Origin of the sequence: Methanocaldococcus sp. (assembly GCF_024490875.1) — an archaeon.
Lineage (GTDB): Archaea > AGJL01 > Methanococci > Methanococcales > Methanocaldococcaceae > Methanocaldococcus.
Genome location: NZ_JACCLX010000007.1, coordinates 55,609 through 69,035 on the forward strand (window position 1 = coordinate 55,609; position 13,427 = coordinate 69,035).

The window sequence follows — 13,427 nt, forward strand, 5'->3', positions numbered from 1 at the left end:
AACTAAAATAAAAAATAAAAGAGGAATTATTAAATTTATTCTTTTTCTAAGTAAGATTTTCTAATAAAGTTCAATATTACTTTCTGCTCAGTTCTTGCTACTACTCTTCTTATTGTTTCTACAGCGTCAATATTTGCCGATACACTGTCAATTCCCCACTCTACTAATTTCTCAACTATATGAGGCCTACTTCCCGCTTGCCCACATATTGATGTTTTTATTCCATGTTTCTTACAAGTTTTTATAACATATTCCACCAATTTTAATACAGCAGGATGATCCTCTTTATAGTATTTTGAAACTAACTCGTTGTTTCTATCTATTGCTATTGTGTATTGAGTTAAATCATTAGTTCCTAAACTTACAAAGTTAATTCCCTCTTTTATAAAGTCCTCAATGATTAAAGCTGCAGCAGGTGTTTCAACCATAATTCCAAATGGAATATCCTTCCCTAATTCTAAACCAACATCTCTTGCAATTTCTTTAACTTTTCTAACTTCATCAGGATGAGTTACAAGAGGAATCATAATTTCTATATTCTTATAACCTTCCTCTCTCAATCTCTTAATAGCCTTTAATTCACATTTTAATATATCAACTTCATCTAAACCTCTTCTAATTCCTCTCCAACCTAACATTGGGTTATGTTCAATAGGCTCGTTTTCTCCTCCTTCTAAACCTCTAAATTCATCTGTTGGAGCATCTAATGTTCTATAAGTTACAGGTCTTGGATAAAATGCATCTGCAACTTTTCTAATACCTTCCATTAGTGCCTCAATTAAAGCCTCTTCTCCCTCTTCCTCTAAAATCTTTTTTGGATGCTTACCTAAACCTAATATCATATGCTCTGCTCTCAATAAACCAACTCCATCTGCTCCTGTTGCTGCCGCTCTCTCAGCAACCTCTGGCATACTAACATTAACTTTAACTTCAGTGGCTGTAATAATTGGAACTTGTTGAACTATTGTTGTACTAACCTCTGGTTTTTTCTCCTCTTCAACTTTTTTAATCTCCCCTTCATAGACAATTCCTTTTTCCCCATCAACTGTAACTATCATACCATCTTTTAGAATCTCTGTTGCCTTCTTTGTTCCAACAACGCAAGGAGTTCCCAACTCTCTTGAAACAATTGCCGCGTGGCAATTAAATACTACTATTGGAGTGTAATTTTTAGTCCAAACTACATAGTTGTGGTCAAAGTCATTGTTTGCCTTTACAGTAATGTTATATACCTCACCATAATCTTCGTTAATTTTTGTTAATCTTATGCTATGTATATCAGAATCTTTTATTAATTCTACTTTTTTCAATAGAGATTTTAAGCCAGTATCTACTTTTTTACACTCTTTTAAGTAGGTATATAATTTATTAACTCCAATAAATGATTTATTTTTGAAATACTTGTATAAATATCTTCTATAATCATATTCTTTACACTCTGGAAGCATCTGAGCAATGTCAATTAATTTTGCATCAACTTTTATCTTAGAATCAAATTCATTCAATTTTTCAATTGAAATTCTTTTAGTTTTTGATAGTATTTTTTCAATGTTGTTCTTTATTGATATAACTGCGGTTTTTGTACCTTTTTTGACTCTCATTCTTGGTATTGCTCCAATTCTATACAACGCTAAAATAATTCCTTCAATTTTCTTTTTATGTTCTACATTCTCATATATCTCTAATCTACATCTTCTGCTTATACAGCCATCACCATCAACATAACCTGCTAAGAAATCTATTAACTCACTTTCTGTTGCATATAATGGAATTGTATTAATGTTATCTTCATATCCTAATATTTCTGATGGCTGTTTTTTACTTGTTTGATATTCTACAACTCCATTTCTTACATTTGAAAATGGTCTAAATTCTCCATTTATATGTTTAATATCCTCTAAAACTTTATTTATAAACTCTCTTTTTTCTTCTGTATTTTTCGTATTTTTCTGAGTAAATCTCACTCTGAAAGGTCTTCCATCTTTTTTCCTTACTATGTGACCATCTGATAAAATTGCTCCACACAAATACATTATATCAGATAGAGTTTCATATTTCTCCTCAATCATTGGAATATAGTCAATGCTTAACACTGAGTAGTTGTTATTTATTACGTCCTCCAATGGTATTTTTTGCAATCCTCCATCTTTAAATATTGGAAACTTATGGTCTGGTGTTATCTTTATAGTATCTGTTGTTTTCTTGTTCTTTCTATATACTCCAACTTCATACCTAACAGCAGTTCTTACCTGTGCGTCAATAACCTCCTTCCATTCAGTTTTTAATGTTTTGGAATTTAATCCCAACACTTTTAATTTTTCTCCTTTTTTAACTAATTTATAGATATCTTTTATTTTCATAAAGCCTCTGTCTGTAAGTATTTTTGCGTCTCCTTCTATACAGGTTAATCCTCCTTCATCTGTCACTATTGCTGCAGCCTTTTTCATTGCTGGAACCATATCTGGCGTAGTCATTTTTGTCACTAATATGTCTCCTTCTTTAACTTTATCTATCTCTTTTACATCCATAATTATTTTAACTGGTCCAGTAGCAATTCCTGGGGAGGCACCAATACCTTTTAGCAATATTTTACTTTCAATATCCTCTTCTGAAACAGTCTTTTTCTCTTTTTTACCTTTCTTCAATGTAGTTATTGGTCTTGCCTGAACCATATAGAATTTACCTTTTTCATAAGCCCATTCAACATCCATTGGCTTTTTATAATGATTCTCAATATTTATACCAATTTTGGCAAGTTCTTTTATTTCATCATCTGTTAAAACCTGCTTTTCTTTCATATCCTCTGGAACATCAACTATTTTTGTTTCTCCTTTTTCATCTTTAACAAACATTATTTCCTTTCTTGCTATATGCTTGTCAATAATCTCCAAAGTTTTCTTATTGACTATGTATGTGTCTGGAGAAACAGAACCACTTACAACTCCTTCTCCTAAACCCCAAGCTGCCTCTATAACTAACTCATCGTAGTTTTCTGTTATTGGATTAACGGTAAACATAACTCCTGCTTTTTCAGAATTGACTAATTTTTGGACAACAACAGCTAACGCAACTTTAAAGTGATCAAATCCTTTCTGTTCTCTATAAAAAATAGCTCTTGGTGTAAATAATGATGAGAAACACTTTTGAACATATTTAACTACATTCTCTGCTCCTTTTATATTCAAATAAGTGTCTTGCTGTCCTGCAAAACTTGCATCTGGCAAATCTTCGGCAGTTGCTGAACTTCTCACTGCAACAGTTACATCTTCTTCATTACAAATTTCTGACAATTTATTGTATGCCTCAATTATAGCAAGTTTTAAATCATCTGGCATTTCTACCTCTTCAAACATCTTTCTAATTTTTTCTGAAGCCTCATTTAACTTATCTGTATCGTTGATATCTAAATTCTTTAAAATCTCTTTTATCTTGTCAATTAAACCAGTTTCTTTTATAAAGTATCTGTAAGCATCAGCAGTAACTACGAATGCTGGTGGTACTGGTAAACCAGCGTTCCACATTTCTCCTAATGAGGCCCCTTTTCCACCAGCAATATTAACATCTTTATTTGAAAGTTCATCTAACCATGCAATAAATTTCATTTTCTATCCCCTTTTTAATGTTATATAATTATTTTTATTAAAGAAGTATATAAACTTTTTTATCTTTGTAGATTTAAATATATTGATCTGAAATATAATAAAAAATAGTTAATTTAAAATTTGAGTAACTCTTTTCCTTGCTCAACAACGATTTTACAAGGCATTGGTAATTTCATTGCCGCTCTTCTTAATGCTTCCTTAGCATCTTGGAATTTATCAGGATTAACCCAAACAGTCATTACAGGTTGTCCTTCTCTAACTCTTGCAGCTGTTCCAATTGGCTTTCCAAATGCCAATCTCATACCGTCTGAAATTCTATCAGCCCCTGCTCCTGTAGCCATCTTGTGTTCTCTTAAAATTTGGTGTGGATAGACTCTAATCTGAAATTTATATCCTAATCTTCCACATTTCTTTGTTAAATATTTGTTTGCCGCAACTCTCGCAGCCTCTAAAGCATTGTGTCTTATTTGAATATGTTTTGTAGAAACTAAATTAACTTTAACTGGGAACTCTGCTGATAAATTACCCATTATGTAATGAACTACTTTTGGTTGTGGAACACCTTTAACATACTCTTTTCTTGTGTATGGTGGCTTATCCACATCTCTGTAACATCTATTAGGTCTCAAAGTAGCCATTATCATCACCTGTTTTTAACTGTTTAATAACTAATAAATTTTAAAACCGTCATGCTATGAATATATTTTCTGCTTATATTTTTTAACATAATATTTAAACCTTACTGTTATTTAGAAAATAAACTTTATAACCTTCTCAGCGACTTCTAAGATTTTCCTAATTGTTATATATGAAACTGCTTCATCATGATATTCAACATTTACATACTCTTCAACAATCTTAGCCCCTTTTTTTGCTAACTGTAAGGCGATAAAGTGTTCAACAGCATAACCTTCTCCAAAGTTAATATCCTTTAATAACTCTGCCTTTATAATTCTAAATCCACATTGGACATCTCTAAAAAAATAGAATCTCTTTGCATATATAAAAACTGCCAATGAAATTAAAATAGATGCAAAGAAGTTGGATATTCTCCTATGGAAAGGGATATATTTATATTTTCTAACTCCAAAAACAGCATCTGCATTATATTTCTTTAATTTATTTAATAGTTTTGGAATATCCATAGGTTTGTGTTGATAATCTCCATCAATGTATATAATATATTTATAATTTTTTAAAGATAATGCAAATTTTGTTCCAACTTCAATAGCTTTTGCTTTACCTAAATTTTTTTCATTTCTTATCAAATAAACTTTAATATTGCAATTCTTAGCAAAATCTTTAACAACTTTTGAAGTATTATCTATAGAACCATCATCAACTACTATAACATCAATTTTCAACTTTTCTAAATCTTTTAAAACTTTTAAAATATTTTTCTCTTCGTTATAAGCAGGAATTACTGCAATAATCATAATTTATCACGATATTTAAAACTTTAAAAAAGTTAATAATATTTATAATTTAATTAGATATATGACAACATATCCAAATATTATTCCCAATATTAATCCTAAAAGTCCATAAAAGAAGATAAATATAAAGTTAGTATTTTGCTGTTGAGTTTGTTGATATTTCATATTACTATTAATGATTACATTGTTTGATCCATTTGAATTATTAGTGTTATTTGTAACAGTAGCATCAATAGCAGTCGCATTAGTTTTTTTTGGAATATTACTGGTGTTTGTTATAATAGTTACATTTTTTGTATCCTTTGAGATATTATATATTTCGGAATTATTTAAAGCATAACTTAATTCTACAATTGAAAATATTAAAAGGAGGAGTAAAAGTATTTTTTTCATAATTATCCCTCAATTTTTAATTTTCTTAACCTCTCATTTAGTTTCTCAACCTCCTCTTTTGTTAATCTTGTAGCTTTTTTAACATTTTCTAATTCTTTTTGTAGTTGTATTACTTTTATACCCAATATTATATTTAACAGGATACTAATCGTTACAATAATATACAGTATCGTCAAATCCATTATTATCTCCCCCCAAACAATCCTTTAAGGAACCTGGAGATAAAGGTGTCTTTTTTCTTCTTAATTTTCGCCTCATATTTAACTCCAATTAATTTTGCGGCGATTTCCATAATTGCCTGAGCTGCTGGAGAGTCAGGATATAATATAACTAATGGAGTTCCAAATGCCGCGGCTTTTCTAACATGTGGATCTTCTGGAACAACACCAATAACTGGAACTTCTAAAATAGTTTCTATTGCTTTAGCACTCAATTCAGTACTTTCATTTGAAACTCTATTAACAATAGCTCCTAAGATTTCAGTTCCTAATCTTCTTGTAATTGCTATAACTTTTAAAGCATCTGATATTGAAGAAATTTCAGGATTTACTACTACTACAACACCATCTGCTGATGATATAGCAATTAATGTTTCTTTTCCAATACCTGCAGGACAGTCAATGATTAATATTTCAACTAAATCGTGTATAGCTTTTAAAACTTCTTCGAGTTTTTCTGGATTGGCCTTTTTGAACTTTTCTAAAGATATACCTGCTGGAATTACCAAAACTCCTTCAGGACCTTCATAAATAGCATCTTTTATATCAGCCCTACCTGCTAAAACATCATTTAATGTTATAGGTTTCCCTTCCAAACCCATAATTAACTCTAAGTTTGCCATAGCAATGTCTGCATCTAAAACTGCAACTTTTTTTCCAAATTTTGCCATAGCCACAGCAAGATTAGCAGCAATTGTTGTTTTTCCAGTTCCACCCTTTCCAGAAGCAATTGCAATCGCTATTGCCATTAATGTCACCTTTTACTAATTATATTAATTTAGAAAGTTACTAAAAATTTATACCTCTTTAATTTACTAATGTAATAATTAGTATATAACTTTAATCATTTGTCATCAGTTGGTTATTCAAAATTTATGGCAAATTATATAATTTGTCATTACTTTTTTATTGGTTCCTTTTATTTTCATATCGCCGTTTTCAATCACTACTATATCTCCATCTTTAAAATCTCCTTCAACTTCTATTACTTTAAATACATTTGGATTAGGATCTATTTTGTCTATGGCTATATAGTCATCATAAAGATGTAGTTTTCCATCTTTAATAATTCCGATTTCTCCATTTTTTACAATTTTATTAACAATAGTCATAACCTTTCCAAAGTCAATCAACTTCTGTCTTAATTTATCTCTATATTTAAATAATTCCTCTATATCTTTCTTAATAACTTCTTCAAAATTTTTTTCATATTTATTTACACTATATATATCATACTCCTTACTTAGTGTGGGATTCCACTTAAATTTTTCAAAAATATTTTTTATAGTTTCCTCAATATTTTTTAATGGCATCATTGGAAAAAGTTTAGCTGTCTTTTTTAATTCTTCCTCAGCTTTCTTTTTTAAAAATTTATTTCCAAAAACTACTATTCCAAAGCCTTCTTTTATTATTTGATTTGTAACTTCATCATTTAAAATTTCTAAAATTGCACATTTTCCTTTGGTAGCATAAACTCTTCTTCTTTTTGCATCTATTCCTAAACTTCTAACTTCTCCGACGACAACTGAATCAGATAATTTTCTAACTTTTTCTCTATTGTCTTCAATTATAATTTTTATATTAAGTTCTTCAGCTAATTTATATAATTCTTCTTCTGACTTTATTTCTCCATTGTATAATTTTTCTTCCAATAATTTTCTATTTTGTTCATTGCCTCTAAAAAATATTTGTCTTCGATCGCCTCCAATAACAGCCCCGTTATTTCCATAATAGCATATAACTAATGTCATTTTCTCACCATATTAAAATTAATTTTAACACTCTATATGTATTTTTTGAAATTGTTTATTAATAATTTTTTAGTATTATTATCATCATAGTTAATCTTATATATTGGATATTAAATAGTAATAAGTATTACTTAATTATTTAAAAATTTTATGAGGGGGACTATGACTGAGATGGATAGAATAAGCATATCTCTCCCAATAAAACTCCTAGAAGAATTTGATAAAATAATTGCTGAAAGAGGATATGCTAGTAGAAGTGAAGCTATTAGAGATGCTATTAGAGATTATATAATAAAACACAAATGGATACACAGTTTAGAAGGAGAAAGAGCAGGAAATATTAGCGTAATTTATAATCATCATGAATCTGATGTTATGGAAAAAATTACTGAGATTCAGCATGAATATACTGATATAATTGTTGCCACTTTGCATTTACACTTAGACCATGACCACTGTTTAGAATCTATATTAGTTAGAGGAGATGCTAAAAGGATTAGAGAATTAACTGATAAATTAACAGCCTTAAAAGGAGTTAAACTTGTTAAATTAAGTGTTATGGTTCCAGAAGTAGGTATTCCTGAATAAAAATATTATTTGAAAATTTTTCTCTCATCCCCTAAAGGAACTATATTTTTACTCTCAACATATAAATATGCTTCCCATAACTTTTTACATTCGCATTCTACATTTAAAACATCAATATCTTGCGTTAAAGTAAATTTTTCTAATCTTTTTTTAATTATTTTGTTACACTTACATCCATATAGATTATGTGCCCCCCTCTCACTACCAACTCCTGAAGTATCACACATAATCAAAGCATTTTTATTTTCTTTTTTTACATTTTTTAATATTTCAATAATACTCCATAAAAATGGTGGTCTATATTGATTTTTATTCCAGAAGTATTCTATTAAACTTCCTTTGTGGATTGTAGTAGGACAGAATGATATTCTTGAACAGCCCAACTTTATACATTCGTTTGCTGATTGTATAGCATCTTTTATTGCATCTTTTTCAGTTATAAAAGGAGGTTTTATTAATAAATAGGCTTTTATTCCTATATTGTAATTTTTTGCTAATTCTATAACTTTAATAATTTGTTCATTAGTTATTCCTTTGTTTATTGCATAATTTCTAATTTCTTCATTAAAACTTTCAATTCCTACACCAATTTCCACATTGATATTTAAATATTTTCTAATTTCATTTAATTTTTTTTCAGTTATAAATTCTGGTCTTGATTCTATAGCTACTTCTTTTAAATTTTCAAATTCACTAAGTTTTTTAAATATATACTCTCTCGCCTCCCTATGAACTTCTCTATCATCTAAAAAACTTCCAGAAGTGAATATTTTAACACTGAAATCTTTTAACTCTTTTAACTTTTCTTTATATTTCTCAATTGCATAGTTAAATTGATTTATTATATTTTCAGATGTTATTTTTTCAGGAGATGAGTCCATTAGGTAAGAGCACATTATACATCCTCCTTCTTTTGCATAGAAACATCCTTCTGTTCTTAAAATTATAGTTAATGATTTACCAATTTTAAAATCTCTATAAATGTCATCTTGTATCCACACTGCAATAGGTTTATTTTTATCTCTCACTTTCCTTTTTTTTAGATTTTTTTCTCTAAAATTTCTTAAAAATTCTTTGTAATCTCCCATTTTATCAACTTTTTATAATTTATCCTTTAAATAATTAATAAGTTCATTTATATCACTAAAACATATTGGATAGTTCAATTTAGGTCTTTCAACTACTATAACCTTAGCCCCTACTTCTAAGGCACCATAAACTTTTTCATAAAATCCTCCACTACTCCCACTATCTTTGGTTATGATAGCATCACATCCGTAATCTCTTATTAAATATTTATTTAATTCCTTAGAAAATGTTCCATACATTGCTACAATATTCTGCTGAGGTAGAATTTTTAAAGCCTCATTTACTGAAATTGGTAAAACTCTGGCAACAACTTTATCTTTTCCTACTATATCAACAACAGTTTTTAAGTTTTTAATTCCAGCCATATGGAAGATTTTTTTAAATTTTTTAGCTAATTTCGCCCCTTCTTCAAAATCTTTAACATAAATAACATTTGGATGCTCTATTTTTTTCCATTCTCTTTCAAATCTTACATACTCTATATTGTTAGATTTACAAACCTCCATAGCGTTTTTACTTGCATTTATAGCAAAGGGATGCGTAGCGTCAATTAAAACATCAATATTATATTTCTTTATTGTTTTATTTAAATCATTTTTATTTAGAGGTTTGTCAATTATTTTATCAGCAAATTCTAAACCTAACTTTCCTCCATAATCTGTTGTTGAAGTATATAAAATAAATAAATTATCCAAACTTCTTAATCTTTTACCAATCTCTACGCTATCCTTAGTACCTCCCATTAATAAAACTCTCATAATAATCCTCTATAACACTTAGTATAATCTTAAAATTTCTTCTTTTTTTGGTTTTATTATTCCTTTTTCAGTTATTATTGCAGTTATCAAATCTGGAGGTGTCTTATCAAAAGCATAATTGTAGCAACTAACGCCTTCTGGAATTATTCTTACACCTTCAATATATGCCACTTCTTTTTCATCTCTCTCTTCTATAATAACATCCTTTTCAGAACTTTTTAAATCAAAAGTAGATAATGGAGCGGCTACATAGAAAGGAATTTCATGATATTTAGCTAAAACTGCCAAACTATATGTTCCTATTTTGTTATATACAGTTCCATCTACCAAGATCCTATCTGCTCCAACTATAATTTTATCTATCTCTCCTTTCTGCATTAAAAATCCAGCAGTATTATCAGTAATAACTTTAACTGGAATTCCTTCATAATTTAACTCAAAGGCTGTTAATTTAGCCCCTTGCAATCTTGGTCTTGTTTCATCTGCAATAACTTTAATCTTTTTTCCATTATAATATGCAAATCTAATAACACTCAAGGCGGTTCCATAAGCAGAAGTTGCTAAAGCCCCAGCATTACAGTGAGTTAATATTGTGTCATCATCTTCTATAAGTTTTTCTCCTATCATTCCAATCTTTTTACAAGTTTCTATATCTTCTTCATGAATTTTTTTTGCCTCCTCCAATATAGACCTTCCTTCATTATATGCCTTTAAACATCTATTCAATGCCCAAAATAGATTAACTGCTGTAGGTCTTGTATTCTTTAAAGTGTTGTATGCCTTATAAATGTCATCTCCCCTAATTTCAGCCAATGCCATTCCATAACTTGCAGAGACACCAATAGCAGGAGCTCCTCTAACTATCATATCCTTTATTGCATAGGCAACATCCTTATAATTTTTACAAACAAAATACTCCAATTTATGAGGTAATTTTCTTTGATCAATTAATATCAGTTCTTTTTTATTATCATCCCATATTATTGGTCTTAAATCTTTCATTTTTTTCATTCTATCACACTAAGATTTTAAATTTTTTAACTTTTTTAAATAGTATTTGCTATATAAAGCCCCCGCTGGGTTATGAGATAAAACTCTATCTTTAACAATAAATGTTGTTGTTGGTGCATTTGAATATTTTTGAAATAAAATGTCGTGCCCTATACATAAACCTACAATAATATTTAAATCAGTCCTAATCTCATTTAAAATTTTAGCCTGTCCTATGGGATTGCACATAGCCTCTTTATTATTATTGTTAATTTTCTTTAATTTTAAAATATCCTTATCAATTCCACAAACTTTACAACAAACAGAATAAACATCAAAATGTTGTGATAAAATTTCATCCAATATTTTTGCTTCATTTTCTAAACCTATGCAAAATGCTATGCCAATCTTTTTATAATCCATAAGTTTGCAAAATTCAATAATTTCCTCCAATCTTGTCTTTTTCATATAGTATGAAGCCTCTATATAAGAAGAAACCTTAGTTATTTTCAAATTCTCTTTTTTATAGTATTCTTCTAAAAGTTCTTTAATTATATCCTTTCCGCAATTTTTTCCAATATAACAAAGTTTTTTAATACATTTTGAGCACTTCATACTAAGCACCAATTTAACAATTTCAATAATATAAAAAGGTTTTTATTAGATATAAATAAATAATTCACATTAAAAATTTAAAAATTGAGATGATGATTATGAACTTAATAGAAGAAGCCATAAAATTGGAAAGTGATTTAATAAAAATTAACTCAGTTAATCCATCATTTGGTGGAAAAGGAGAGAAAGAAAAAGCAGAGTATGTTAAAAAAAAGTTAATGGAATATGTTAAAAAATATGACATAAAAAACTACTCCTTAAAAGAATATAATACTACTGACAAATATGGCATTGAGAGGCCAAATATAGTATTTAAAGTAGATTTTGGAAAAGAAAAAACTTTACATATTATATCTCACTTAGATACTGTCCCAGAAGGTGATATAAGTTTATGGAATACAAATCCTTATGAACCTGTAATTAAAGACGGAAAAATTTATGGTAGAGGAGCAGAAGATAACCATAAAGGGATAGTTTCCTCTATACTATTATTAAAAATGATTTTTGAGAATAAAATTACTCCAAAATATAACTTATCTTTAATCTTTGTTTCTGATGAAGAAGATGGTAGTGAATACGGCTTAAAATATCTCTTAAATAACTTTGAAAATGAGATATTCAAAAAAGATGATTTAATAATTGTCCCTGATTTTGGAACTCCAACGGGAGAATTTATTGAGATTGGAGAAAAAGGAATATTGTGGATAAAATTCACAATTAAAGGGAAACAGTGTCATGGAAGCATGCCAGAAAGTGGATTGAACTCAAATATTATTTTATTTAATTTTGCAAATGAATTATATAAAAATCTATATGAAACTTTTTCTGAAAAAAATCCAATATTTCTTCCAAAATATTCAACATTTGAACCAACTATGTTAAAAAACAATGTAACTAATCCAAATACAATTCCTGGAAGTGTAGAGGTTGTATTTGATTGTAGAATTTTACCAAATTACAAAATAGAGGATGTTTTAAATTATATAAATAAGTTTATAGAAAAATTCAACTTTAAAAAATACATTAAACACTATGATAACTCAACAACTCCAAAAATAAATTATGAAATATTAAAATTAGAAAATCCAAATTACACAGACGAAAATTCAGAAATTATTAAAGAGTTGAAAAATGCTATTAAAAAAGTATTAAATAGAGAGGCAAAACTTTGTGGAATGGGCGGAGGTACTGTTGCAGCATTTTTAAGATATAAGGGTTATAAAGTAGGAGTTTGGGGTATTGGAGAAGAAACTGCCCATCAACCTAATGAATACATTAAAATAGAGGATTTAGTAAAAATGGCTAAGGTTTTCTATGAAATTTTAAAACAGTGAGAGTATGCACATTGTAAAAATTGGAGGTTCTTTAACCTATGATGCCAAACCTTTATTAAAAACACTAAAAAATTATGCTAAAAAAAATAATAAAAATATCGTTATAATACCAGGAGGAGGAGAATTCGCAAATGTTGTTAGAAAAATAGGCAAATCTTTAAATCTTTCAAATTCATTATCTCACAAATTAGCAATAAAATGTATGGACTTAATTGGAGAAATTTACTCTGAAATAGGAAATATTAAAGCATATGATACATTGTTTGATTTAAAAAGAGAAATAAAAAAAGAAAAAATAGCAATATTATTACCCTCAAAAATTTTAATATCCACTGACATATCTGAACATTCTTGGGATGTAACATCAGACTCATTAAGTTTATATATTGGAAATCTATTAGATGTTAAAGAAATAATAATAGCTACAGATGTTGATGGAATATATGATAAGTTCCCTGGAGGGAAACTATTAAATATTATTAATGCGAATGAAATACAAGGCTTAACCTCTGTAGATAAAACTTTTCCTATTCTCTTAAAAAAATTTAAAATGACTGCTTATGTTGTAAATGGCAAATATCCTCAGAGAGTTATTGATATTTTAGAAGAAAAACCTAACATATATACAAAAATTGTTATAGATTAAAGGTGAA

14 protein-coding genes are annotated in these 13,427 nt (G+C 28.5%); 3 read left to right on the plus strand and 11 right to left on the minus strand.

The genetic code is table 11. From position 1 onward, the window contains the following. Positions 1-35: 35 nt before the first annotated feature. The 7 genes from ppsA to HZY31_RS01335 form a co-directional block, all read right to left on the minus strand. A complete protein-coding gene (ppsA, locus tag HZY31_RS01305) occupies positions 36-3,602 on the minus strand; it encodes an intein-containing phosphoenolpyruvate synthase (RefSeq protein ID WP_297317682.1) in 3,567 nt (1,188 codons plus the stop codon). Between the two features lie 113 nt (positions 3,603-3,715). Then, complete coding sequence (rplJ, locus tag HZY31_RS01310) at positions 3,716-4,240, minus strand: 50S ribosomal protein L16 (protein ID WP_297317683.1); 525 nt, start codon at positions 4,238-4,240, stop codon at positions 3,716-3,718. Between the two features lie 111 nt (positions 4,241-4,351). Next, complete coding sequence (locus HZY31_RS01315; RefSeq protein WP_297317743.1) at positions 4,352-5,035, minus strand: glycosyltransferase family 2 protein; 684 nt, start codon at positions 5,033-5,035, stop codon at positions 4,352-4,354. Between the two features lie 45 nt (positions 5,036-5,080). Then, on the minus strand, positions 5,081-5,431 hold the full coding sequence (locus tag HZY31_RS01320) for a hypothetical protein (protein WP_297317684.1): 351 nt from the start codon (positions 5,429-5,431) through the stop codon (positions 5,081-5,083). Positions 5,432-5,433: 2 nt separating this feature from the next. Then, the gene (locus HZY31_RS01325) at positions 5,434-5,613 is read right to left on the minus strand and encodes a hypothetical protein (protein ID WP_297317685.1); all 180 of its coding nucleotides are present in this window, start codon (positions 5,611-5,613) and stop codon (positions 5,434-5,436) included. A gap of 2 nt (positions 5,614-5,615) precedes the next feature. Further along, positions 5,616-6,398: a cell division ATPase MinD gene (minD, locus tag HZY31_RS01330; RefSeq protein ID WP_297317686.1), complete on the minus strand. Its 783-nt coding sequence runs from the start codon at positions 6,396-6,398 to the stop codon at positions 5,616-5,618. A 117-nt stretch (positions 6,399-6,515) separates the two neighbouring features. Next, positions 6,516-7,400, minus strand: coding sequence for a DUF2121 family protein (locus HZY31_RS01335; RefSeq protein ID WP_297317687.1), 885 nt, complete (start codon positions 7,398-7,400; stop codon positions 6,516-6,518). Positions 7,401-7,562: 162 nt separating this feature from the next. Here HZY31_RS01335 and nikR point away from each other — a divergent pair, with 162 nt between their 5' ends. After that, positions 7,563-7,988, plus strand: coding sequence for a nickel-responsive transcriptional regulator NikR (gene nikR / locus HZY31_RS01340; RefSeq protein ID WP_297317688.1), 426 nt, complete (start codon positions 7,563-7,565; stop codon positions 7,986-7,988). A 5-nt stretch (positions 7,989-7,993) separates the two neighbouring features. Here nikR and HZY31_RS01345 read toward each other — a convergent pair whose 3' ends face one another. From HZY31_RS01345 to HZY31_RS01360, 4 genes are read right to left on the minus strand one after another with little or no spacing between them, the layout of a single operon-like run. Then, on the minus strand, positions 7,994-9,076 hold the full coding sequence (locus HZY31_RS01345; protein WP_297317689.1) for an archaeosine biosynthesis radical SAM protein RaSEA: 1,083 nt from the start codon (positions 9,074-9,076) through the stop codon (positions 7,994-7,996). A 12-nt stretch (positions 9,077-9,088) separates the two neighbouring features. Beyond that, complete coding sequence (gene cobK, locus HZY31_RS01350; protein WP_297317690.1) at positions 9,089-9,835, minus strand: precorrin-6A reductase; 747 nt, start codon at positions 9,833-9,835, stop codon at positions 9,089-9,091. 18 nt (positions 9,836-9,853) lie between these two features. After that, entirely contained in the window at positions 9,854-10,846 is a 993-nt protein-coding gene (mtnA, locus tag HZY31_RS01355; RefSeq protein ID WP_297317691.1) for an S-methyl-5-thioribose-1-phosphate isomerase, read from the minus strand. Positions 10,847-10,855: 9 nt separating this feature from the next. Beyond that, positions 10,856-11,440 (minus strand): DUF1847 domain-containing protein, encoded by a 585-nt coding sequence (locus HZY31_RS01360; RefSeq protein WP_297317692.1) that lies wholly within the window; start codon positions 11,438-11,440, stop codon positions 10,856-10,858. Positions 11,441-11,529: 89 nt separating this feature from the next. On the opposite strand from HZY31_RS01360, the gene HZY31_RS01365 reads away from it, so the two are divergent. Together HZY31_RS01365 and mfnE are read left to right on the plus strand one after the other, a co-directional pair. Beyond that, on the plus strand, positions 11,530-12,774 hold the full coding sequence (locus HZY31_RS01365; RefSeq protein WP_297317693.1) for a M20 family metallo-hydrolase: 1,245 nt from the start codon (positions 11,530-11,532) through the stop codon (positions 12,772-12,774). Between the two features lie 4 nt (positions 12,775-12,778). Continuing rightward, positions 12,779-13,420 (plus strand): [5-(aminomethyl)furan-3-yl]methyl phosphate kinase, encoded by a 642-nt coding sequence (gene mfnE, locus HZY31_RS01370; protein ID WP_297317694.1) that lies wholly within the window; start codon positions 12,779-12,781, stop codon positions 13,418-13,420. Positions 13,421-13,427 lie beyond the last annotated feature (7 nt).

Excerpts from the sequence above, each read along its gene's own strand:
- cobK (WP_297317690.1), bottom strand. The coding sequence starts at position 9,835 with ATGAGAGTTTTATTAATGGGAGGTACTAAGGATAGCGTAGAGATTGGT.
- HZY31_RS01365 (WP_297317693.1), top strand. The coding sequence starts at position 11,530 with ATGATGATTATGAACTTAATAGAAGAAGCCATAAAATTGGAAAGTGAT.
- HZY31_RS01320 (WP_297317684.1), bottom strand. The coding sequence starts at position 5,431 with ATGAAAAAAATACTTTTACTCCTCCTTTTAATATTTTCAATTGTAGAA.
- minD (WP_297317686.1), bottom strand. The coding sequence starts at position 6,398 with ATGGCAATAGCGATTGCAATTGCTTCTGGAAAGGGTGGAACTGGAAAA.
- mtnA (WP_297317691.1), bottom strand. The coding sequence starts at position 10,846 with ATGAAAAAAATGAAAGATTTAAGACCAATAATATGGGATGATAATAAA.
- HZY31_RS01345 (WP_297317689.1), bottom strand. The coding sequence starts at position 9,076 with ATGGGAGATTACAAAGAATTTTTAAGAAATTTTAGAGAAAAAAATCTA.
- HZY31_RS01360 (WP_297317692.1), bottom strand. The coding sequence starts at position 11,440 with ATGAAGTGCTCAAAATGTATTAAAAAACTTTGTTATATTGGAAAAAAT.
- HZY31_RS01335 (WP_297317687.1), bottom strand. The coding sequence starts at position 7,400 with ATGACATTAGTTATATGCTATTATGGAAATAACGGGGCTGTTATTGGA.
- HZY31_RS01325 (WP_297317685.1), bottom strand. The coding sequence starts at position 5,613 with ATGGATTTGACGATACTGTATATTATTGTAACGATTAGTATCCTGTTA.
- ppsA (WP_297317682.1), bottom strand. The coding sequence starts at position 3,602 with ATGAAATTTATTGCATGGTTAGATGAACTTTCAAATAAAGATGTTAAT.
- rplJ (WP_297317683.1), bottom strand. The coding sequence starts at position 4,240 with ATGGCTACTTTGAGACCTAATAGATGTTACAGAGATGTGGATAAGCCA.
- mfnE (WP_297317694.1), top strand. The coding sequence starts at position 12,779 with ATGCACATTGTAAAAATTGGAGGTTCTTTAACCTATGATGCCAAACCT.
- nikR (WP_297317688.1), top strand. The coding sequence starts at position 7,563 with ATGACTGAGATGGATAGAATAAGCATATCTCTCCCAATAAAACTCCTA.